At 58.2% G+C, this 22,232-nt stretch carries 25 protein-coding genes and 1 tRNA gene; 10 read left to right on the forward strand and 16 right to left on the reverse strand.

Annotated features, from left to right (window positions below; all coding sequences use genetic code 11):
- Positions 1–2: 2 nt before the first annotated feature.
- From HZ993_RS05100 to HZ993_RS05120, 5 genes are all read right to left on the reverse strand, one after another.
- A complete protein-coding gene (locus HZ993_RS05100) occupies positions 3–260 on the reverse strand; it encodes an acyl carrier protein (RefSeq protein WP_209396181.1) in 258 nt (85 codons plus the stop codon).
- Between the two features lie 52 nt (positions 261–312).
- A complete protein-coding gene (locus HZ993_RS05105; protein ID WP_209396182.1) occupies positions 313–573 on the reverse strand; it encodes a phosphopantetheine-binding protein in 261 nt (86 codons plus the stop codon).
- Positions 560–1,342 carry a 1-acyl-sn-glycerol-3-phosphate acyltransferase gene (locus HZ993_RS05110; RefSeq protein WP_209396183.1) on the reverse strand — a complete coding sequence of 261 codons (783 nt, stop codon included), beginning with the start codon at positions 1,340–1,342 and terminating at the stop codon, positions 560–562. Before HZ993_RS05110 ends, HZ993_RS05105 begins: the two co-directional genes overlap by 14 nt.
- A complete protein-coding gene (locus HZ993_RS05115; protein WP_209396184.1) occupies positions 1,335–2,075 on the reverse strand; it encodes a beta-ketoacyl synthase chain length factor in 741 nt (246 codons plus the stop codon). The genes HZ993_RS05110 and HZ993_RS05115 overlap by 8 nt, the downstream gene beginning before the upstream one ends.
- 287 nt (positions 2,076–2,362) lie before the next feature.
- A tRNA-Pro gene (locus HZ993_RS05120) sits at positions 2,363–2,439 on the reverse strand.
- Between the two features lie 86 nt (positions 2,440–2,525).
- Between HZ993_RS05120 and aat the strand changes: the two genes are divergently transcribed.
- Genes aat through HZ993_RS05135 form a run of 3 tightly spaced genes read left to right on the forward strand, consistent with a single transcriptional unit; the run spans position 2,526 to position 4,845 of the window.
- Positions 2,526–3,275 (forward strand): leucyl/phenylalanyl-tRNA--protein transferase, encoded by a 750-nt coding sequence (gene aat / locus HZ993_RS05125; protein ID WP_209396185.1) that lies wholly within the window; start codon positions 2,526–2,528, stop codon positions 3,273–3,275.
- Between the two features lie 10 nt (positions 3,276–3,285).
- Entirely contained in the window at positions 3,286–4,050 is a 765-nt protein-coding gene (locus HZ993_RS05130) for an arginyltransferase (protein WP_209396186.1), read from the forward strand.
- 9 nt (positions 4,051–4,059) lie between these two features.
- Complete coding sequence (locus HZ993_RS05135) at positions 4,060–4,845, forward strand: IclR family transcriptional regulator (protein WP_209396187.1); 786 nt, start codon at positions 4,060–4,062, stop codon at positions 4,843–4,845.
- Between the two features lie 10 nt (positions 4,846–4,855).
- Here the strand turns inward: HZ993_RS05135 and pbpG are convergent, their stop codons facing one another.
- The 6 genes from pbpG to HZ993_RS05165 all read right to left on the reverse strand — a co-directional run bounded on the left by pbpG (position 4,856) and on the right by HZ993_RS05165 (position 12,154).
- Complete coding sequence (gene pbpG, locus HZ993_RS05140) at positions 4,856–5,875, reverse strand: D-alanyl-D-alanine endopeptidase (RefSeq protein ID WP_209398286.1); 1,020 nt, start codon at positions 5,873–5,875, stop codon at positions 4,856–4,858.
- 149 nt (positions 5,876–6,024) lie between these two features.
- Positions 6,025–7,563 (reverse strand): 2-isopropylmalate synthase, encoded by a 1,539-nt coding sequence (locus HZ993_RS05145; RefSeq protein ID WP_209396188.1) that lies wholly within the window; start codon positions 7,561–7,563, stop codon positions 6,025–6,027.
- A 38-nt stretch (positions 7,564–7,601) separates the two neighbouring features.
- Complete coding sequence (pssA, locus tag HZ993_RS05150) at positions 7,602–8,447, reverse strand: CDP-diacylglycerol--serine O-phosphatidyltransferase (RefSeq protein ID WP_209396189.1); 846 nt, start codon at positions 8,445–8,447, stop codon at positions 7,602–7,604.
- Positions 8,448–8,573: 126 nt separating this feature from the next.
- Entirely contained in the window at positions 8,574–9,587 is a 1,014-nt protein-coding gene (gene ilvC / locus HZ993_RS05155) for a ketol-acid reductoisomerase (protein ID WP_209396190.1), read from the reverse strand.
- 136 nt (positions 9,588–9,723) lie between these two features.
- A complete protein-coding gene (gene ilvN, locus HZ993_RS05160) occupies positions 9,724–10,215 on the reverse strand; it encodes an acetolactate synthase small subunit (RefSeq protein ID WP_209396191.1) in 492 nt (163 codons plus the stop codon).
- Between the two features lie 139 nt (positions 10,216–10,354).
- Complete coding sequence (locus HZ993_RS05165; RefSeq protein WP_209396192.1) at positions 10,355–12,154, reverse strand: acetolactate synthase 3 catalytic subunit; 1,800 nt, start codon at positions 12,152–12,154, stop codon at positions 10,355–10,357.
- Positions 12,155–12,454: 300 nt separating this feature from the next.
- Here HZ993_RS05165 and HZ993_RS05170 point away from each other — a divergent pair, with 300 nt between their 5' ends.
- From HZ993_RS05170 to HZ993_RS05190, 5 genes are all read left to right on the forward strand, one after another.
- Entirely contained in the window at positions 12,455–13,021 is a 567-nt protein-coding gene (locus HZ993_RS05170; RefSeq protein ID WP_209398288.1) for an RNA polymerase sigma factor, read from the forward strand.
- Positions 13,018–13,449 carry a DUF3619 family protein gene (locus HZ993_RS05175; protein WP_209396193.1) on the forward strand — a complete coding sequence of 144 codons (432 nt, stop codon included), beginning with the start codon at positions 13,018–13,020 and terminating at the stop codon, positions 13,447–13,449. Before HZ993_RS05170 ends, HZ993_RS05175 begins: the two co-directional genes overlap by 4 nt.
- A gap of 106 nt (positions 13,450–13,555) precedes the next feature.
- Complete coding sequence (locus tag HZ993_RS05180) at positions 13,556–14,209, forward strand: DUF3106 domain-containing protein (protein WP_256440970.1); 654 nt, start codon at positions 13,556–13,558, stop codon at positions 14,207–14,209.
- Positions 14,210–14,298: 89 nt separating this feature from the next.
- The gene (locus tag HZ993_RS05185; RefSeq protein ID WP_209396195.1) at positions 14,299–14,793 is read left to right on the forward strand and encodes an RDD family protein; all 495 of its coding nucleotides are present in this window, start codon (positions 14,299–14,301) and stop codon (positions 14,791–14,793) included.
- Positions 14,794–14,805: 12 nt separating this feature from the next.
- Positions 14,806–15,210 (forward strand): diacylglycerol kinase, encoded by a 405-nt coding sequence (locus HZ993_RS05190; protein WP_209396196.1) that lies wholly within the window; start codon positions 14,806–14,808, stop codon positions 15,208–15,210.
- Here the strand turns inward: HZ993_RS05190 and HZ993_RS05195 are convergent.
- Together HZ993_RS05195 and HZ993_RS05200 are read right to left on the reverse strand one after the other, a co-directional pair.
- A complete protein-coding gene (locus HZ993_RS05195; protein ID WP_209396197.1) occupies positions 15,207–15,545 on the reverse strand; it encodes a P-II family nitrogen regulator in 339 nt (112 codons plus the stop codon). The two genes, HZ993_RS05190 and HZ993_RS05195, sit on opposite strands and share 4 nt — an antisense overlap.
- Before the next feature lie 63 nt (positions 15,546–15,608).
- Complete coding sequence (locus HZ993_RS05200) at positions 15,609–17,285, reverse strand: NAD+ synthase (RefSeq protein WP_209396198.1); 1,677 nt, start codon at positions 17,283–17,285, stop codon at positions 15,609–15,611.
- 71 nt (positions 17,286–17,356) lie between these two features.
- Between HZ993_RS05200 and HZ993_RS05205 the strand changes: the two genes are divergently transcribed.
- Positions 17,357–18,649, forward strand: coding sequence for a GNAT family N-acetyltransferase (locus HZ993_RS05205; protein WP_209396199.1), 1,293 nt, complete (start codon positions 17,357–17,359; stop codon positions 18,647–18,649).
- Here HZ993_RS05205 and HZ993_RS05210 read toward each other — a convergent pair.
- Both HZ993_RS05210 and HZ993_RS05215 read right to left on the reverse strand, forming a co-directional pair.
- Entirely contained in the window at positions 18,646–19,305 is a 660-nt protein-coding gene (locus HZ993_RS05210) for a class I SAM-dependent methyltransferase (RefSeq protein WP_209396200.1), read from the reverse strand. The two genes, HZ993_RS05205 and HZ993_RS05210, sit on opposite strands and share 4 nt — an antisense overlap.
- 73 nt (positions 19,306–19,378) lie before the next feature.
- Positions 19,379–20,257 carry a CPBP family intramembrane glutamic endopeptidase gene (locus HZ993_RS05215; RefSeq protein ID WP_209396201.1) on the reverse strand — a complete coding sequence of 293 codons (879 nt, stop codon included), beginning with the start codon at positions 20,255–20,257 and terminating at the stop codon, positions 19,379–19,381.
- Positions 20,258–20,428: 171 nt separating this feature from the next.
- On the opposite strand from HZ993_RS05215, the gene hpnC reads away from it, so the two are divergent.
- On the forward strand, positions 20,429–21,301 hold the full coding sequence (gene hpnC / locus HZ993_RS05220) for a squalene synthase HpnC (protein ID WP_245213826.1): 873 nt from the start codon (positions 20,429–20,431) through the stop codon (positions 21,299–21,301).
- A gap of 13 nt (positions 21,302–21,314) precedes the next feature.
- Here the strand turns inward: hpnC and HZ993_RS05225 are convergent, their stop codons facing one another.
- Positions 21,315–22,178 (reverse strand): DUF4394 domain-containing protein, encoded by an 864-nt coding sequence (locus HZ993_RS05225; protein ID WP_209396203.1) that lies wholly within the window; start codon positions 22,176–22,178, stop codon positions 21,315–21,317.
- Between the last annotated feature and the right edge of the window lie 54 nt (positions 22,179–22,232).

The following is a 22,232-nucleotide window of genomic DNA, read 5'->3' on the forward strand; positions in this document are numbered from 1 at the left end:
GATCAGGCGGGAGACGCACTATCTAGCAAACTATGCACAGCATCCACTACATCCTGGATGGTCCGAACCAATTTGAAGGCGTCGGGTTGCATCCGTTTTCCCACAATGGGTTTTAGTTTCACCAACAGGTCCACCGCGTCGATACTGTCGATATCCAGATCTTCGTACAGGCGCGATTCAGGTTTGATGTTCGCAGCTTCGATATCAAAAGTTTCGTGGAGTATGGCGACTAAATGGTCAAATAATTCTTGCTTGGTCATGGTTGGCTACCTAATGCGATGAACAGCACCGTCATAATGTTCGTAGTTATATTTACTTGGTTCTGGCAGCGTCAACAAATGCTGCCAACGCGCGCACGCTGGAAAAGTGACGCCGCGTTTCCTGGGCATCGCCGGACATAGCCACGCCATAACGCTTTTGAAGAGCCAAACCAAGCTCCAGCGCATCGATAGAGTCCAGACCTAATCCATCGACGAACAACGCGGCGTCTGGGTCAATATCGGTGGGACTGACATCTTCCAAGTTCAATGACTCAATGACGAGCGCAGTAATTTCTTGTTCAAGTGCCTGCATGTGTCAAGACCTCCGTAGAAAAATAGTGTTGGAGATGATGCGTCAGGCGACGTGCCGCAATAGCGACCTCACCTTCAGCGCGTTCAATAAATGGCGCAACTGCTATCGGATCGTGCACGGTAATGGTGAACTGCATGCGCTGACGTGGCACCTTCCACCACGGCAGTCCCTTTGTCAAACTTAGCGGCACACAACGGATGGTTACGGGGGTGATGTCACAGGCGCCGCGTACCGCAATGTTCGCAGCGCCACGCTGCAAAGTCATCACGCCACCAACGGGGGTACGAGTCCCTTCAGGAAAAATGACCAGGCTGTTTCCCATCTTGACCGATGCAATACAGTCTTGGACCAGATCCGCACCGACGTCGTTGCAGATGTAATTCGTGGCCCGCACTGGCCCCCGTGTAAAGGGATTTCGCGCCAAACTTGATTTGACTACGCAATCCGCATTGGGAAGCAGTGAGATCAGGAACACTACATCAATCAGTGTTGGATGGTTGGCTAGCACCAACTGCCCGCCACGACCCAGTTTTTCGAGACCTTCAATGCGGTAGCGCAGAATCCCCAGTGCACGCATCAATCCGATAAATGCACGAAACGCGTAGTGAATGGTCAACCTCGCGTATTTGATGCGGTGCCCGCGGTCCCATACAAAAAAAGCAAGAAAAGGAAAGGCAACCACGCGCAGAGCCACGCCACCGAGACCGAACACACTAAAGGCAATCGCCGTCGCAACCACGCGCCAGCATTGGTCTATTCGTTCAAGCATGGCGACTCCATACCCAGCGTCGGGCTCCCACCGCGTGAACGTATTGGCTGTCACCATCCGAGACGAGGAATTTGAGCGCAGCCAGATCAGAGGGCAACGCCGTTGGTTCGTCGCGGTCTCCCAATCGATCAACAGTTGGGCCGGCCTGCAAACTGCAGCCACCGGACTCTACCAAACGGATGCGATACGCCATCGCACGCGCAAACTCAGGGCGGTCCTGGAAAACATCATAGGGCGCGGGCATGGGTTCGTCGTAGTACACCAACAAGACCTCGGACTCACCGTCGACCAGTTGTCCAATCGCTTCGACAAAGGCCGCCTCGATCGTTTCCTCCCCGGCTGCAACCGCTGTGTATGGCCCCGTATGCGCAGTAGCAATGGAGTACAAAGCGCCGATCGCATTGTGAACGGACATACTAAATGCTGCAGGCGAGAGCGGCTCTCCTATCGCAAGCTGATGCAGCAGCTGAAGTGAGCGGCTGATGTCGCCACGACGCGAGGCGAACACTATGGGGCAGGGGTGGGCCTCGCCCTGCCCCCAGTACGTTGCTTGTAGCGCGACTCGCCCAAGTCGTTCCACTCTGCGACGGATCATCGCCGGCATTTCGAGCAGCGCCGGTTCATCCTGAAAAAGTATTGTGTGTGGCTGGCGCAGCCATGCCCGCCAAGCCGCTTGGTCGCACAGCCCAGGGGCCCAAGCAGCCCAACGTTCAACAAAAAACTGAACAGTCATAGTTCGCGCGAATTTTGAAATATATAGTTAGCGCGAAGAAATTGCGACCCAATGGAGTGATCTAGCTTACAACCACCTCCCGTGGTGTCAAATGCCTACCAGACGAAGGGGTATTCTAACAAATGACTGTTGCGTGAAGCACTGAGATTCAACCGCACTGGCGGTAGGTCAGAGTCGCACAAAAAAGGGACTGACACAAGCGTGCCTATCCACAAAACTGCGAGCTTGGCCAAGAAACGAAAAAGGCCCCAGAGTCTCACAACTTCGGGGCCTGTCTCTTGCAATAGTGGTCGGCGTACAAGGATTCGAACCTTGGACCCCCTGCTCCCAAAGCAGGTGCGCTACCAGGCTGCGCTACACGCCGACAGCTAGTATTCTAACCGCATCAAAGCCGTGTCTTTTTCCGCGCAGTAATATATTTCCTATTTCGTTCGGTGTCTACAACATTCCATGCCCAAGCCAACCACTACTTTGCCCTGGCTGGAGCCCGGCGATTCTTTTCCTGACGTCAATACCGCCTGGGGTCCGGAATCCGAAGCACCGGGTCTGCTGGCTGCCGGTGGTGATTTAACTACCAATAGCCTGCTCAACGCCTATGCCAGCGGGATTTTTCCGTGGTTTAGCGAGGGGCAGCCCCACCTGTGGTGGAGCCCCGATCCGCGCATGGTCTTGCAAGTGGCCAACTTCCAACTCCACCGCTCCCTGCGCAAAACACTCACACGGTTCGTCAAAACGGCACAGTGTGAGATTCGGTTTGACACCGCGTTTGCGGAAGTCATCAGCAACTGCGCGCAGGTTTCGCGCCGTGGCCAGCCGGGAACCTGGATACTGCCACCTATGGTCGAGGCCTACATCCGTTTGCATGCAGCGGGGCACGCCCACAGTGTGGAAACCTGGGTGGGCCGTAATTTGGTGGGGGGGCTGTACTGTGTCGCCCTCGGAAAGTCGGTTTTTGGAGAATCCATGTTCACCCAAGTACCCGATGCCTCGAAGATCGCACTGGCGGCCTTGGTGGGGTTTTGTCGCCACCAAGGTGTTGAACTGATCGATTGCCAGCAAAACACGGCACATTTGGCTTCCCTGGGCGCTGCCGAAATGCCAAGGAGTCGCTTTTTGTCACACATCCGCCGGACACAGTCTGCAGCCGAACTGGAATGGCGCTTCACACCCCTATACTGGAATCACATTTTGTCTGCCTGATGCCTCACCTGTGACAGACCTTAAAGACTTTCCGCTACAGGCGCTGCAGTTTTACGCAACGGCGCCCTACGAATGCAGTTACCTGCCAGATCGGCAGGCACGCTCGCAGGTGGCCACACCCAGCCATCTGATCAACAACTCCACCTACTCTGAGTTGGTAAGCAAAGGGTTTCGGCGCAGCGGCATGTTCACCTACCGCCCCTACTGTGACGGCTGCCAGGCCTGCACACCCTTGCGCGTCATTGCGAATGACTTCAAGCCCAATCGCAGCCAACGCCGCGCCTGGAATCGCCACCAAGGCCTGCAAGCGCGAGTGCTCAAGTTGGGCTTTGTGCCGGAACACTATGCCCTGTACCTGCGCTATCAAAATAGCCGCCACGCGGGCGGTGGCATGGATGAAGACAGTGTGGACCAGTACACGCAGTTTTTGCTGCAGAGCCGGGTCAACTCCCGGCTGGTCGAATTCAGGGAGGCCCAGGCCGATGGATCACCCGGCCCCCTCAAGATGGTGTCCATTCTTGACGTGCTGGACGATGGTTTGTCGGCGGTTTATACATTTTTTGAGCCAGACGAGGCTGCCAGTTTCGGCACATTTAATGTGCTCTGGCAAATCCAACAGGCGCGCCAATTGGGACTTGCGTTTGTGTACCTGGGCTATTGGATACAAGACAGCCCAAAAATGAACTACAAGGCGCGGTTTGCGCCCATGCAGATTCTGGTGGACGGCCAATGGTGTCAATACGATGCGATGCCGCGCGATAAGATAGAAGACTAAGTACCCACCATGACAAAACCCATATCCGACATCCCCAGCAAGCCAACGGTCCAGGTCATCGAGCGCATGTTCACGCTCATTGACGTTCTGGCTTCACGCGAAGACTCCATGAGTCTCAAGGACATCAGCGAGAAAGCCGGCCTGCATCCATCCACCGCGCACCGTATCCTGAACGACTTGGCAACCGGCCGTTTTGTAGATCGCACACAACCGGGGAGTTATCGCCTCGGGATGCGTTTGCTCGAATTGGGGAACCTGGTCAAAGGGCGGCTGAATGTACGCGACGCGGCCGTGGTGCCTATGCGGGAACTGCACAAGCTGACACAGCAGCCAGTCAACCTGAGTGTGCGCCAAGGCGACGAAATCGTCTATGTGGAGCGTGCATTCAGTGAAAGGTCGGGCATGCAGGTGGTACGGGCTATCGGTGGGCGGGCACCCCTGCACCTCACATCGGTAGGCAAGTTATTCCTCGCTGCGGATGACCCCCAGCGCATACGCGCCTATGCCGCACGTACCGGTTTGCAGGGGCACACCAAGAACAGCCTCACCCAACTGGAAACCCTGGAAAGGGAATTGTCCAAGGTGCGGCAATATGGCCAAGCCAATGACAACGAAGAGTTGGAGCTGGGTGTGCGCTGTATGGCAGCAGGTATCTACGACGACCAGGACCGTTTGGTCGCTGGGCTTTCCATTTCAGCGCCTTCTGAACGTATGGAAGACGGTTGGTTGCCCAAGCTGAAGGAAACGGCGAGACAGATTTCAGAGACGCTGGGACACAAATCAAGCCCAGCTTGAGCGTCAGGAATTAGTTGGCGATGACCTTGGCATCGGAGGCCAAGCTGGCCACCGGAGTTGTTTTGGCGGTTGGAGTGGACTCCACCCAGCGCTTCACCCGCTCAGCGTCACCCAAACGGCTGAGTTTGCCAGCCGAGTCCAAAAACACCATGATGAGCTTGCGACCCGCCACTTTGGCCTGCATGACCAAACACTGACCGGCTTCACTGATATACCCGGTCTTTTGCAGACCGATGTCCCAGGCCGGATTCTTGACCAGGCGATTGGTATTGTTGTACTGCAGAGTGCGGCTCCCCACTTCGACCTGGTGACCTGTCGAGGTCGACAGTTCACGCAACGTTGGGTCACCATAGGCAAAACTCACAAGCGTCGCCAGATCACGCGCGCTGGACTGGTTCTTACTCGACAACCCCGTCGGCTCCACATACCGGGTGTCCATCATTCCCAATGCCTTCGCCCGGGCATTCATCAAACCAACAAATACCGGCATGCCACCGGGATAGCTGCGCCCCAGCGCATTGGCAGCCCGGTTTTCACTGGACATGAGGGCCAGATGCAACAACTCACCCCGGCTTAACTCGGTACCAACCCGCAAGCGGGAAGAACTGCCTTTTTCCAGGTCCACATCATCCTGCGTGATGGTGATCATCTCGTCCATCGGCAACTTGGCTTCGCTGACGAGCAGACCGGTCATCAGCTTGGTGATGGATGCAATAGGCAGAACAGCCAGATCGTTCTTGCGAAAGAGCACTTCCTGCGTGTCCTGGTCTACGACCAAGGCAACACTGGACTTCAAGTCGAGAACATCATGCGCCGCGTGCAGGCCGGCCAATTGGCCGAAAGAGGGCACTTTTGGAGCCGCAGCTACGCGAAAAGTCGCTTTCTTCCGAACAACCTTCCCTTTTGCAACGGGTTTTTTGTTGTATTTGGCGGTAACCGACCGGTGTTTGGAAACTTCCGCATGGGCCGATGTAAAAATCAGCGATGAGAATATGGCGAGGACGCCAAAGCGGAAAAGTAGTCTATTCATGTTGTATCCCAACGGCAGTACCTGGTGAGCGAATAAATCAGTCAATACGATAGGCTGCAGTGGGAGTGTAAACAAAAAAGTCGCGCAAGATCAACTACTTGCGCGACAAACTTCAAGAAATACCTGGCTTATTCGGGCTTACCCTGACTTCAACCCTGGGCCGCGATGCTTTCGGCCTTGCTGTGCAGCTTGTTCAGGGCGCTTAAATAAGCCTTTGCGGATGCTACGACGATATCTGGGTCAGACCCCACGCCGTTGACAACACGGCCGCTGTTTTGCAGCCTGACCGTAACCTCACCCTGACTTTCGGTGGAACCGCTGATGGCATTGACCGAATACAGCACCATCTCCGCACCACTTTTCACGTGTTGTTCGATGGCCTTGAGGGATGCATCCACCGGACCATTGCCTTCCGATGCGCCTGACACTTCCACGCCATCCACGGTAAACACAATGCTGGCCTGCGGGCGTTCACCGGTCTCGCTGTGCTGGGACAGGGACACAAAACCATATTGTTCTTTGACGTGGGTAACGCTTTCGTCGCTCACCAAGGCCAAAATATCCTCGTCAAAAATTTCACTCTTGCGGTCTGCAAGCTCCTTGAAGCGTGCAAATGCGGCATTGACATCCACTTCGCTATCCAGTTGCACACCCAACTCTTGCAGGCGTTGCTTGAATGCATTGCGGCCGCTGAGCTTGCCCAAAACAATCTTGTTGGCGGTCCAACCCACATCTTCAGCACGCATGATTTCGTAGGTGTCGCGCGCCTTCAGCACACCATCCTGGTGGATGCCCGATGCATGGGCAAACGCATTCGCGCCCACCACCGCCTTGTTGGGCTGCACGACAAAACCGGTGGTCTGGCTAACCATACGGCTGGCGGCCAGGATGTGCTGGGTATCGATGCCCAACTCCAGTCCGAAATAGTCCTTGCGGGTTTTGACCGCCATCACGATTTCTTCCAGGCTGCAGTTGCCGGCTCGTTCACCCAGACCGTTGATCGTGCACTCCACCTGGCGTGCGCCACCAATCTTGACGCCTGCCAACGAGTTGGCCACGGCCATGCCCAGGTCGTTGTGGCAATGCACAGACCAGATCGCCTTGTCCGAATTGGGGATTCGTTCGCGCAGCGTCTTTATGAAATTGCCATACAACTCAGGAATGGCGTAGCCCACCGTGTCGGGCACATTGATGGTAGTAGCCCCTTCGTTGATGACAGCCTCCAACACCCGACACAGAAAATCCACATCGCTGCGGTAACCGTCTTCGGGGCTGAATTCAATATCGTCCACCAGATTGCGTGCGAACCGAACGGACTGCTTGGCTTGCTCAAACACCTGGTCCGGTGTCATGCGCAACTTCTTTTCCATGTGCAGAGCCGACGTGGCGATGAACGTGTGAATACGTGCCCGATTGGCGCCTTTGAGCGCCTCTGCGGCCCGTGAAATGTCCCGGTCATTGGCCCGCGACAGCGAGCAAATCGTCGAATCCTTGATGTTGTTGGCGATCAGCTGCACCGCGTCGAAGTCACCATTGGAGCTGGCGGCAAATCCGGCCTCGATCACGTCCACCTTCAGGCGCTCCAACTGGCGGGCAATACGCAGTTTCTCGTCGCGGGTCATGGAGGCGCCCGGAGACTGCTCACCATCACGCAAAGTGGTGTCAAAAATGATCAATTTGTCAGCCATGTCGTAACTCCTGTGGAACTCTTAAATTGGTGTTGGGACTACTTGTGCAGGCCGCGCTCGTCCGGCTCATCGGTAGACGTACTGATCACGCTGGTCTGCTGGCCGCGCGCCCTGCGCCGTGCATACACGACGTACCCGCTGAACCCGTAAAGGACAAAAATACCGAACATGACAGTCGGCGGGTCAATGGTCACCACGGCAAAACCCAACACAATGAGAATCGTCACCGCAAAGGGGACGCTGCGCTTCATCTGGATATCTTTGAAACTGTAGAACGGCACGTTGGTGACCATGGTCAAGCCCGCGTACAAGGCCAACGCAAACATCATCCAGGGCACGGGCAGTGCAATGGGGCCCAGCACCAGCGTGCTGGTTCCCTTCAGGCCGTTTTCGGTCAGCAGCCAGATAAAGCCCGCTATCAGTGCAGCAGCAGCCGGAGAAGGCAGACCCTGAAAATACCGCTTGTCCACCACCGTCGTATTGACGTTGAAGCGTGCCAAACGCAACGCGGCACAAGCGCAGTACACAAAGGCCGCAATCCAGCCCCAGCGGCCCAATCCCTGCAAGGCCCAAACGTAGGAGATCAGGGCCGGCGCAGCACCGAAGGACACCATATCCGACAGCGAATCCATTTGTTCACCGAAGGCGCTCTGCGTATTGGTCATGCGGGCCACACGGCCATCGAGGCTGTCCAGCACCATGGCGCAAAAAATGCCCACAGCGGCCTGGTCAAACCGGCCGTTGATGGCCATCACAATCGCGTAAAAACCGCCAAACAACGCTGCGAGCGTGAACAGGTTGGGCAAAATGTAAATGCCCTTGCGGCGCTTGCGCACCAAGACATTCACGTCATCCGCCGATGCGGAATCCGCGCCATCATGCATAAATTCTCCTAGCAAGACTCAAGCTTACAAGTGTAAGCCAGCGGTGGCGCACTTGGCCGTAACGGTCGGCTGCCAAAAATACAAAAAGGCCACCGAAGTGGCCTTTGCACGCAAACCGCAAATGCATCAGTTGCGGGACTGGTCCACCAGCTTGTTCTTGGCGATCCAAGGCATCATGGCGCGCAACTGGCTGCCGACCTTCTCGATGGAGTGGTCAGCGGTGTTGCGGCGGCGGGCCGTCATGCTGGGGTAGTTCAAACGGCCTTCCTGGATGAACATCTTGGCGTATTCACCGTTCTGGATGCGCTTCAGGGCATTGCGCATGGCTGCACGGGACTGGTCGTTGATGACTTCAGGACCGGTCACGTACTCGCCGTACTCCGCGTTGTTGGAGATAGAGTAGTTCATGTTGGCAATGCCGCCTTCGTAGATCAGGTCGACGATGAGCTTGAGCTCGTGCAGGCACTCGAAGTAAGCCATTTCAGGCGCGTAACCGGCTTCGGTGAGGGTCTCGTAACCCATCTTGATCAGTTCGACCGCACCACCGCACAACACGGCCTGTTCACCAAACAGATCGGTCTCGGTTTCTTCCTTGAAGTTGGTCTCGATGATGCCAGCCTTGCCGCCACCGTTGGCCATGGCGTAGCTCAGGGCCAGGTCACGGGCCTTGCCGGACTTGTCCTGGTGGATGGCGATCAGGTGGGGCACGCCGCCACCCTGGGTGTAGGTGTTGCGCACCGTGTGGCCGGGGGCCTTGGGCGCCACCATCCAGACGTCCAGATCGGCACGGGGCACGACCTGGTTGTAGTGCACGTTGAAACCGTGGGCGAACACCAGCGAAGCACCTTGCTTCAGGCTGGACTCGATCTCTTTGTACACGCCGGCGATGTTTTCGTCCGGCAACAAGATCATGACCACGTCAGCGGAGGCCACTGCCTCGTTCACTTCAGCAACCTTCAGGCCGGCCTTGGCGACCTTGTCCCATGACGCGCCACCCTTGCGCAGACCGACCACAACCTTGACGCCACTGTCGTTCAGATTTTGTGCGTGGGCGTGCCCCTGGCTGCCGTAGCCAATGATGGCAACGGTCTTACCCTTGATCAAACTCAGGTCGCAATCCTTGTCGTAAAAAACTTTCATTTCAATCTCCTAAATAAATGGTTTGCTGGCGAAATGCCCATCGACAGGCTCAGGGCGAACGGTGACCGTTGATCGCCACTAGCCAGGTCCGTTCGCGTTGAGCCTGTCGAAACGCGCGCTCGGACCTACGGAAAAATCAGACTCGCAATATACGCTCACCGCGGCCAATACCGCTGGAACCGGTTCGTACCGTTTCCAGAATGGCGGCACGCTCCAGGGCTTCCAGGAAGGCATCGTTCTTGGACTGGTCGCCGGTGAGTTCAATGGTGTAACTCTTGTCGGTGACGTCGATGATGCGGCCGCGGAAGATGTCGGCCATGCGTTTCATCTCTTCGCGCTCCTTGCCCACCGCACGCACCTTGACCATCATCAGCTCACGCTCGATGTAGGAGCCTTCGGTCAGGTCGACAACCTTGACGACTTCGATCAGGCGGTTCAGGTGCTTGGTGATTTGTTCGATGACGTCGTCCGACCCCGTGGTCTGGATGGTCATGCGCGACAGGCTGGGGTCCTCCGTGGGCGCAACGGTCAGGGACTCGATGTTGTAGCCACGGGCCGAAAATAATCCAACGACGCGGGACAGGGCCCCGGGTTCGTTTTCCAAAAGAACTGCAATGATGTGTTTCATGAATGGGATTCCTCTTTTCGCCGCCCTCCCCCGCAACCGGTAAGTTGCGGGCTTGGCGGACAATAGATTCGTCTACTAAAACGCTAGCATTTTGATAGCTAGCTACGCTTATTTTACGGGGGCTAGAGCCTCAAATTGCTTAAAGGTCTTCGCTTCCCAGCAGCATTTCCGTGATGCCTTTGCCGGCCTGAACCATGGGGAACACGTTCTCGGTCGGGTCGGTACGGAAGTCCATGAACACGGTGCGGTCCTTGAGCTTACGGGCTTCGCGCAGCGCGGGCTCCACATCCTGCGGCTTTTCGATCAACATGCCGACGTGGCCATAGGCCTCGGCCAGCTTGACGAAGTTGGGCAGCGCATCCATATAGCTGTGGCTGTAGCGGCCTTCGTATTCAACCTCTTGCCACTGGCGCACCATGCCCAAATAGCGGTTGTTCAACGACACGATCTTGATGGGCGTGTTGTACTGCAGGCAGGTCGACAGTTCCTGAATACACATCTGCACCGAGCCTTCGCCGGTGATACAGAAGACTTCGCTATCGGGCTTGGCCAGCTTGATGCCCATGGCGTAGGGAATACCAACACCCATGGTGCCCAGGCCACCGGAGTTGATCCAGCGCCGTGGCTCGTTGAACTTGTAATACTGCGCCGCCCACATCTGGTGCTGGCCCACATCGGACGTGATGTAGGTGTCCACATCCTTGGTCATGTTCCACAGGGTTTCAACCACGTACTGGGGCTTGATGACGTCACCCTTGCCCATGCTGTATTTCATACAGTCGCGTTTGCGCCAGCCGTCGATGGTTTCCCACCATGCACCCAGAGCGCCAGCCTCGGGTCGGACCGGTGTCTCTTTGATCATTGCGATCATTTCCAACAGCACGTCTTTGACGTCGCCGACGATAGGAATATCCACCTTGACCCGCTTGGAGATGCTGGACGGATCAATGTCGATGTGGATGATCTTGCGTTCGTTCTGCGCGAAGTGCTTGGGGTTGCCAATCACACGGTCATCGAACCGCGCGCCAACGGCCAGCAAAACATCGCAGTTTTGCATGGCGTTGTTGGCTTCCACCGTGCCATGCATTCCCAGCATGCCCAGGAACTTGGGGTCGGTCGCCGGGTAGGCGCCCAGACCCATCAGGGTGTTGGTGACCGGGTAACCCAGTATGTCCACCAGGGTGCGCAACTCGTTGGAGGCGTTGCTTAGCAACACGCCACCGCCAGTGTAAATATAGGGACGTTTGGCAGTCAGCAGCAGTTGCAGGGCCTTGCGAATCTGACCCCCGTGGCCCTTGCGAACCGGGTTGTAGGAGCGCATTTCCACCGATGTGGGGTAGCCGGTGTAGGGTACCTTTTTGAAAGACACATCTTTGGGGATGTCCACCACCACGGGGCCCGGACGGCCGCTGCGTGCGATGTGGAAGGCTTTTTTCAGTGTCTCTGCCAGATCGCGGGCATCCTTCACCAGGAAATTGTGCTTGACGACCGGGCGGGTAATACCCACGGTGTCGCATTCCTGAAAGGCATCCAGGCCAATGGCGTGCGTGGGCACCTGGCCGGTGATGATCACCATGGGGATGCTGTCCATGTACGCCGTCGCAATACCGGTCACAGCATTGGTCACACCGGGACCGGAGGTCACCAGGGCCACACCCACATCGCCCGTTGCGCGTGCATAGCCGTCTGCAGCGTGCACGGCACCCTGCTCATGGCGCACCAAAACGTGCTGGATCGTGTCTTGTTTGTAAAACGCGTCGTAAATGTGCAAAACCGCACCGCCGGGGTAACCCCAAACGTACTTGACGCCTTCGGCCTGCAGCGCCTTGACCAGAATTTCCGCGCCGCGGAGTTCCAGGGTACTGGAGGTAGTCCCTTGGGACTTGCTGGAGTGGGATGCAGCCGTCGCCGAAGCGATTTCAGCTTTTGAAATTTCCATGATGATGAACCTTTGTGAATTTCTCTAACGAAAAACCTTGGGTGCCCCTTCACAAAGCTCTTGTGGAGCCGCGTCGGAACTTAAGATTTTGGCCATGGACGCATTGAATGCTGCGCCGAACCAAAACCCGTTTGCCTTTTGAATGCAAACCACATTATCGCACCTGCAGCATGCCGTTTGGCACCAAGCCATAAATTCTGGGGCACACAAATGCCATAATTCGCGCCTGTTTGCCGTAATAGCCACTGTTTTGGCCTTCCGGTGTTTGTTGATTCCCCTCATTTCCTCGGCTTATTCCTCTTGGCCTCAGAACGCGAACTGTCCGATTTTTTGAAAAGCGTGGAAAAACGCGCATTCAAACGATCCGTTTACCACGTTCGCAATGACGAATCCGCCCTGGATATTGTTCAGGACAGCATGATGAAGCTGGCCGAGCACTACGGACACAAACCCGTTGAAGAACTGCCCATGCTGTTCCAGCGCATTCTGTCCAATTGCACGCTGGACTGGTTTCGGCGCCAAAAAACGCAGAAAGCCCTGTTTTCCACCATGAGTGACTTTGAAAGCGCGGGGGACGACGACAGTTTTGATCTGCTGGAAACCTTGAATGCCGCCAACGGCGGGGAACAAAACGAAAGCACGGAGACTCAGACCGAGCGGGCACAAACATTGCGAGAGATAGAAATAGAGGTTCAGCAGCTCCCCGCGCGTCAACGAGAAGCCTTTTTAATGCGTTACTGGGAAGAGATGGATGTTGCTGAGACTGCTGCAGCTATGGGCTGCTCACAGGGCAGTGTCAAAACACACTGCTCCCGAGCCGTCCAAGCCTTGGGCAAAGCCTTGAGCGCCAAAGGAATACGACTATGACAACACTAGACCCCAATTCGACCACCCGCTACCAGGACCGTCTGGGCCGCTCCATAGCCGCTCGCCTGTCTGACTCGACCCAAGGTATTCCCAACGATATCTCCGAGCGACTGAAGGTTGCCCGTATGCAGGCCGTGGCCAAACGCAAAGTCGTCAAACTCCAGACGGCAACCAACGTCAATGTACAGGGCGGTGCCGCTAGCCTGAACGCGGGAGATTTTGAGGGCGGCCTCTGGAGTCGCCTGGGCGCCCTGATCCCCTTGCTGGCCTTGGTCGCCGGTTTGTTGACCATCGCCGTGGTGCAGGAACAGCAGCGTGCCAGCGAAATCGCCGATGTGGACGTAGAACTGCTGGCCGACGACTTGCCACCCGACGCGTATACCGACCCCGGCTTTGCACACTTCCTCAGCATCAACCGACGCGACTAGCGCTTTCCCGACTCCCATGCCCGTACACCGTCTGCTTGCACCCCTTCGATCGCTATCTACGCTCCACTGGGTACTACTTGTGACGGTGTTGGTCGCTGCTGTAGGAATGGCAGTAAGCGTGGCGAGGGGCCGAGGTGAAGCCCAGGTTAGCCCCCCCCCTGCCCCCACTCCCGTATCCGTTGTCCAGCCGACTGGCTCACGCTGGCAAGACCTGACCCCCGCACAAAAACAAGTTTTGTTGCCTCTGGCCGGGATCTGGGACACGCTCAACAGCGCACACAAGGGCAAATGGATCGCCCTGACACAGAGTTACGGAACCCGATCCCCCGACGAGCAGAAAAAAATGCAAAGCCGCATGCTGGAGTGGGCCGCCCTGAGCCAAAGCCAGCGAGAACAGGCGCGTCTGAATTTTGCGGAAACCAAAAAAATCTCTCCTTCTGCCCGGGCGGCCGATTGGGAGACCTACCAGAACCTCAGCGCCGAAGAAAAGCAGCAGCTTGCTGCCAAAGCCAAAGCCAAGCCCACCGGTGCGGCAGTCGCTGTGACGCCCGTACCAGCCGGCAAACTGACCGCTGTTCCGATCACGCGCCACACGGTAGCCCAAGACAGCACAACAGCCGCCATCAAGCCCAGAATCGACGCCAATACGCTACTGCCGGTACAGACACCCCCAGCTCCGATTGCCCCGCCCGCTCCAGCTCCGGCGCCTCCTAGCCCCACGGTGCCTTTGGTGACACCCGAAACCCTTTCCCCGAACTAGCCCAGACCGCACACCAGCGTCTGGCGGCGGTGATTGGGCCGCAGCGGGCCTCGACCTACAATCCCCGTCGGTCCGAGATCCACACAACAATGCACACTGAAATAAACACCCCCGGTTTGTGGCGCCGCATGGCGTGTTGGCTGTACGAAGGCATGCTGATGTTCGGCGTCGTTTTCCTCGCAGGTTATCTGTTTGGTACGCTGAGTCAGACGCGCAACGCCCTGGACAACCGCCACGCCCTGCAAGCGTTTTTATTTGTCATTTTTGGCATTTACTTTGTATGGTTCTGGGCCAAAGGCCAGACCCTGGCCATGAAAACGTGGAATATCCGCGTGGTGGGGCGCGACGGGCGGGCCATTTCGCAGTTGCGTGCACTGGGGCGTTATGCACTGAGTTGGATATGGTTTTTGCCGCCGCTGATGGGGCTTTGGTTTTTCCAGATCAGTGGCGCGGAGACGGCGGTCATCATCATCGGCTGGGTGATCGTCTGGGCGCTGCTGAGCCGCTTCCACCCGCAAGGCCAGTTTTGGCACGACGCGCTGGCGGGCACCCGCCTGATCACGTCACTGCCACTGAGCCGCTGAGGCACTGATTCCGTGCAAGCCAAAACCAACACACCATCGGTCGTCAACCCGCAAAAGAGCCGCAAAGGCCTGAACCGTGTCTTGCATGCGGCCGGTTATTCACTGGCCGGTTTGCGGGCCGGCTGGGGTGAAACGGCCTTTCGACAGGAAGCCATTGCCGCGTTCTTCCTGCTGCCCGCTGCGCTCTGGTTGGGGCGCAATTGGGTGGAAACTGCTCTGCTGGCCGCCAGCGTGGTGCTGGTGATGGTGGTCGAATTGCTCAACACGGCGGTAGAAACCGCCATTGACCGCATAGGCCCGGAGTGGCACGACCTGTCCAAACGCGCCAAGGATATGGGCAGCGCCGCGGTGCTGCTGAGCCTGCTGGTGTGCGCAGGTATTTGGGCAGCGGCGCTGTACCACCGCTTTACTATCTAGACCGCTGATTCGTCCTGCTCGCCGGTGCGGATGCGCACGACACGCTCCACGCTGGTGACAAAAATCTTGCCGTCACCAATCTTGCCGGTGTGGGCTGCCTTGACGATGGCGTCCACGCAGCGGTCCACGTCTTCGGTCTTCACGACCACTTCGATCTTGACCTTGGGCAGGAAATCGACCACGTATTCGGCGCCACGGTAGAGCTCCGTATGGCCCTTTTGGCGGCCAAAACCCTTGACCTCGGTGACGGTCAAGCCGGTCACGCCGCATTCGGCCAGTGCTTCACGCACCTCTTCGAGTTTGAACGGTTTGACGATGGCGGTGATTTGCTTCATAGGATTTCCATTTAATCAGTTGAGGACAGAGCTCCGCTGCGCTACGGTCTGTCCCGCAATGCCTCACGCACGGAAGTAATTGGTTATAGGATACCGCCAATCCTTGCCAAAGCTGCGGTGTGTCACTCTAATACCGACCGGCGACTGGCGGCGCTTGTATTCGTTGAGCTTGATCAGGCGGGTGACCTTCTCCACATCGGCCCGGTCGAACCCGGCGGCGATGATGGTTTCTATGCTCTGGTCGTTCTCCATGTACCGGTCCACGATGGCGTCCAGCACTTCGTAGGGCGGCAGGCTGTCCTGGTCTTTCTGGTCCGGGCGCAGCTCGGCGCTGGGTGGGCGCGTGATGATGCGTTCGGGAATTGGGCTGGCGCCCGTGCCATAAGGGTCGTTGGCATTGCGCCAATGCGCCATCTTGAACACCAGCGTCTTGGCTAGGTCCTTGATGACCGCAAAACCACCGGCCATGTCGCCATACAGCGTGCAATAGCCGGTGGCCATTTCAGATTTGTTGCCGGTGGTCAGCACGATGCTGCCAAACTTGTTGCTCAAAGCCATCAACAGCGTGCCGCGAATGCGTGCCTGGATGTTTTCTTCCGTCGTGTCTTCGGCCCGCCCGGCAAAATCCGCCGCCAGCGACGCCTTGAAGGCCTCAAACTGCGGGACGATGGAAATCTCGTCATACCGCACGCCCATGCGCTGCGCCATTTCACGCGCGTCCAGCCAGCTGATGTCAGCCGTGTAGGGCGAAGGCATCATCACTGCGCGCACTTTGTCGGCACCCAAGGCATCCACCGCAATCGCCAGCACCAGCGCGGAGTCAATGCCGCCGGACAGGCCCAGAAGCGCACCGGGGAAGCCGTTTTTGCCCACATAGTCGCGTACGCCCAGCACCAGCGCGTCCCACAGGTCCTGCTCTGGTGTGCGCACAGGCTCCACCGTTGCTTCTATTTTGATAGCGCCTTGCGTAGATTCCACGAGGGCTACAAAGCTATTTTCCTTGAAGCTCGGAGCGCGACCAGCCAGCGTGCCGTTGGCGTTCAGCGCAAACGAATGGCCTTCAAACACCACCTCGTCCTGCCCGCCCACCAGGTGCGCATAGACCAGCGGCAAACCGGTCTCTTGCACCCGCTGACACATCATCTCCTCGCGCTCGTAGCCCTTGCCCACATGGAAGGGCGATGCATTGATCACCGCCAGCAATTCGGCCCCCGCCTCCTTGGCCAGGCGCGCGGGCTGCTCAAACCAGGCATCTTCACAAATCAGCAGCCCCACGCGGAGGCGCTGGCCTTCGGCACCCGCCTCGAACACGCAGACCCCGTCACCCGGTGTGAAGTAACGCCGCTCATCAAACACCTGGTAATTGGGCAGCTCGCGCTTGGCGTAGGTGGCAACCACCTGTCCCTCGCGCAGCACACTGGCGGCATTGAAGCGTTTTTGCACCGCAGTGGACCGCGTGCGGCTATCGCCGCCGGTGGGGTGTCCCACGACCACCGCCATGTCTTTTAACCCGGCCAAAGCATGGGCCACCTTTTTCACGGCATCATCACAGGCTTGGATGAATGCCGGACGCAGATACAAATCTTCGGCGGCATACCCGCAAATCGACAATTCGGGGGTCAGCAGCAGGCGCGCGCAATCGGCATAGGCGTCCTGGGCCGCGGTGATGATTTTTTGGGCATTGCCCTCCAAATCACCCACGATGAAATTGAGTTGCGCAACGCACAGTTTGAGAGTCATGAAGCAGGAATATTTCGAAAAATTCGTTAAGCGCCGCGCCAGCGGAGCGCGCCCTGCGCATAAGGTGCGCCTTGGCTGAGGATTATGTCATTCGGGTGCTGGGCTCGCCGCTGGATGTGGACGCCGCCGCATGGGACGCCCTGCTGCAGACCCAGCCTAACCCCAGCCCCTTCATGCGCCACGCCTACCTGGCGGCGCTGCATGCCAGTGGCAGCGCCGCGCCCGCTACGGGGTGGACGCCGCATTTCATCACGCTGTGCATCGGCGATGAGCTGGTCGCCGCCTGTGCCCTCTACGAAAAAATCCACTCTTACGGTGAATACGTGTTTGACTGGGCCTGGGCCAATGCCTACGCCCAACACGGCCTGCCCTACTACCCCAAGGCCGTGGCGGCTGTGCCCTTCACACCCGTGCCCGGCGCACGGCTGATGGCGCGGGATGCCGCCGCGCGTGTGGCACTGGTGAAGGCGATGGTGCAATGGTGTGACCAGAGTGGCATGTCGTCCCTGCACCTGCTGTTTGCCAATGAAGAGGATGCTGCCGCCTGCACACAGGCGGGGCTGATGCTGCGCCACACCGTGCAGTTCCACTGGACAAACATAGAACAAGGCTATCCCCATTTCGACGCCTTTCTGGCGTCTCTGTCGCAAGAGAAGCGCAAGAAAATCCGCCAAGAGCGGCGCAAGGTGGCCGAGGCTGGCGTCAGCTTCCGCTGGTCATTGGGCCAAGACATCAGCCCCTCCGATTGGGACTTCTTCTACCGCTGTTACGAACGCACCTACCTCGAACACGGCAACGCCCCTTACCTGAGCCGCGACTTCTTCCACCGCATGGCCAGCACTATGGCCGAGCACTGGCTGTTGTTCATCGCAGAGCGTGGTGGCAAAGCTATTGCTAGTAGTTTGATAGCGCTTGATGCTTATACAACGGGGGCTGTGAGCCAAAACACCTCAGGAGAATGGGCGGCAATGCGTTCTGCGCAGGTAAAGGAGGAGCCCGCCAAGCGGGCGGGGGACACGGAGCAGAGCGCATTGCCGCCCAGTCTCCGTAGCGAAATGAAAAGAGTAGCCTACGGCCGCTACTGGGGCGCCCTGGAGCGGGTGGACTGCTTGCACTTCGAGGCCTGCTACTACCAGCCCCTGCAGTGGTGCATCGAACACGGTTACCACCGCTTTGAAGGCGGCGCTCAGGGTGAACACAAGATGGCGCGCGCCCTGCTGCCCGTCAAAACCACCAGCGCCCATTGGCTGGCTCACCCGGCGTTTGCCGATGCAGTGGCGCGGTTTCTGGAGCGCGAAGACCAGGGGATCAGCAACTACCTGGATGACCTCAGGCAACGCAGCCCGTTCAAGCCTGTGGATTAAAGGGCCTTGGCCACGTACTCCACCATCCAGAAATTGTCCAGCGCGGAAAACTCGATCTGCTCCCCGAACTCTGCAAGCAGGGCGACCAGCTCCGCCTCGGTTGGGAAATTCTTCAGCACCCGGTGCATGGAGCCATCGTTCAACTGCCGCATCTGGTAGGTATTGCCCGCAGCATCGGTCTCCACCAGGGGAAAGTCGCGGAGTTGGACTTCGTTGTTATCCATGAAAACAACCCTGGCGCCGGGCTTCAGAAGTCTATGCAGCCCTTGCAGAAAGGCAACGCGCGCTTCTACTGGTACGTGTGAGAACCACAAGCCCGCAAAAGCGCCATCAAACACCCCCAGGTCCAGCGGCAGCGCATAGGCGTCCGCCTGGCGAAACACCACTGACACCGTGCCTGGGCGCAGCCGTGCAAAATCGAGTGGCTCGATGATCCAATCCGTCGCGACCAAGCGCTTTGCGGATGTTGCGATGTGCTGCGTCCAGTACCCTGTGCCACAGGCCAGCTCCAAGACTTCACGACCGCGGAATCGGTCTGGCAGGTGTTGGGACAAATATGCAATGTCCTCTTGGCGTTCGGGTTTCAAGTAAACCGCGTCATAGTAAGGCGCACGCTGTGCGTAGTAGGCATGCATCTCGGTGGAAGCTTGGGTCATGTGGGCATCACAACGGGTTGATCAAGACTAGGCCCTAGCCTAGCTGATTTTCACGGTGCCGCCTCTCCCGCTCTCAACGCTTCCAGGCTGGCAGCACCATCCGCCCTTTGCGCTGGGCCAGTACCACCATCACCATGCTGGCCAGCACCACCAGCACCAGGTCCACGGCCGAACCTTCGATGCCAAATGCGCCACCAGTCAACCAGTCCGGGCCACTGAGCTGGGTTGTCAGCAAGCCGTTTTTCACTTCGTGGCCAGACACTGCCAAGGAGAAGATGCCATCCTGGGTAAAGTTCCAGCCCGCATGCAAAGCGGCGCACAACCACAGGCGCCCGGTCAGCAAAAAGGCTGCGGCGAAGAACACGCCAGCCGCAGCGATGTTGGCAATGGCCAGCACTGTGATGTTGTCGTTGATCAGGTGCATGGCACCAAACACCAGGCCCGAGGCCAACAACGCCAGCCAACTGCCAATGGATTCCTGCACAACCCTGAAGAAAATGCCGCGCAGCACCATTTCTTCGATCAGACCCACGGTGATGTGCATCAGCAGCGGCAGGATGACGATGCTGGTGGGCGCCAGGGCCATTGTGCTCAGCCCGCCGAGCGCAGCAATCGACGCCACCGACAGGCACACCATCAGGCTGCCCAGCACAAAACCCGCGCCGTACTCTGGCAGCGCACCCTTGAGCCCCAGTTCAGAGACCGCGCGCTTTTCTATCTTGGTGACATACAAGACATACGACAGGCAGCCCACAACTGCACCCAACAATTGCCCCATGCGCGAATACAGTTTTTCTTCAAAAAAGTTCGTGGACGCTGCTTGAATGAGCAAGAACGGCACCATAAAAAACACCAGTGCCAGCACGATACGGGTCAGGGGGAAGCGCAAGATGCGTTGGCCCAGCGGGGCAGTCGCCGTGCCGCCCATGTAGATATTGCTTGCAGTGGTCATGGAGAGTGGCTTTCTGTGGGGAGATGGATGAACGGGTTACGGATGTTTTTCCGATGGGCGCGACTGTAGTCAGCCCACTGGTGCCAAACCAGCACCATGCGACAAACCGTCGCAAAGCCGGAACAGGCTGCAGTTCAGGCCTCGGCCGAGCCTGCTGGCAAAATCAGTTCCATGCACGCCCCCTCCCCGGACATCCCCGCCCCCATCACCCACTACGAAAATTTCCCAGTCGCGTCCTGGCTGTGCCCCGCGCATCTGCGTGCGCCCATCGCCGCCATCTACCACTTTGCCCGTACGGCGGATGACATTGCGGATGAAGGTGATGCCAACGCCGAACAAAGGCTGGACGAATTGCAGGTCTATCGCAACGACTTGGATGCAAGCTGTGCGGCTGCAGCGGGTGGTGTGGTGCAGACAAGCACCCGCTGGCCCCATGTTTTTGGGCCCCTTCAGGTAGCACTGCAAAGCCACCAGTTACCACCCCAATTGCTGCATGACCTGCTGGACGCCTTTGTGCAAGACACGCGCAAGTCTGCCACCGCCGAGGAGTATGCCACGCACGATGAATTGCTGGACTACTGTCGCATGTCTGCCAACCCCGTGGGCCGCCTGTTGTTGCATCTGTATGGTGTGACCGATGCATTGGCCCTGCAACGCAGCGACGCCATTTGCAGCGCCCTGCAGCTGATCAACTTCTGGCAAGACCTGAGTGTGGACATCCCGCGCGGGCGCTACTACCTGCCCGCAGACGATTGCGCCCGGTTTGGGGTACCGCAGGCCGACATATTGGCCCGGCGCCAAACGGCTAACGCTACGCAATTGATAGCGAATTGTGTAGCATTGGCGGGGTCTAGCATGGCATTTGGCTCAAGCCTTGTGCACCAGATACCAGGCCGAGCCGGCTGGGAGCTGCGCCTGGTGGTGCAGGGCGGCCTGCGGATTCTGGACAAGATCAAAGGCTTGGGCTACGCCACCCTCAACCAGCGCCCCACGCTGCGCTGGTGGGATGTGCCGGTGATGCTGTGGCGCGCCGTCTGGATGTAGGCCTGGCCCCAGATCAGGGAATAACGGCGATACCTGCCAAGGCCGCGCCGTTGGCCACATTGCCCAGCGCTTCGGCCTTGCCGGATTCCAGATTGACCAGGTAGAGCCGGGTTGGGCCCTCTGCACTGGTGCGCAGTGCGGCAAAGGCGGCGCCGCTGACATCGGCAATGTCCAGCGACGCATCTACCAGCGCGCCGGTGCCCAGGGCACCCACGGTGAACAGGCGACCCGTGTTGGGCGACACCACGGGTTGTGTGCCTTCCACCGAGCCCTGGCGCACCAGGGTGCCCGTGCGGCCGTCGATGGCAAAGTTGGTGGTGATTTTTTCGTCTTTCTTGTTGTAGGTGTAGCCGGCGGCCAGCAGCTGTGGTTTTTGGCCGGCCTGGGTATCACCCGGCTCGTAACTCAGCGGGGTGTCCACGGCGACCAATGTGCCCATGTCAGGGTGCAGACGCAGGTTTTGGCCGGTGTGGCTGACCACACGGATGCGGTCGGCCGCAGGGTTGAAGTCAAACCCAAAGGCCGTGCCATCCAGGGCGGTGCTGATGGGCCCAGTGCCCACCGGGGTGACCGCGCCGTTGTCGGTGTTGATGGTGTAGACACGGCCGCTGCGGGACAGGCCAAACAGAACGCCCTTGGCCACGCGGTAATCAATACCCACCAGTGTCTCGGTCGCTGGCAGCCCCTTGAGCGCCACGGTCTGCAACACCCGTGCGGGCTGGCCGGTGTTGACCGTGAGCAGTTTCATATCCTGGGTCAGGGCATGCAGGGTCTCTTTGCGCGGCGAACCCATCTGGCTTGGATTGGTGCTGCAGCCTGCGGCCAACACCATCACGGCGAGTGCAACACCCCCCACAACACGATTCACTGGGTTCATCAAAGGTTCTCCTGTACCACGGCCAAGCCCGTGCGCCACACTATACTTCGGCGA

The sequence above is a fragment of the Rhodoferax sp. AJA081-3 genome, from assembly GCF_017798165.1.
GTDB lineage: Bacteria > Pseudomonadota > Gammaproteobacteria > Burkholderiales > Burkholderiaceae_C > Allorhodoferax.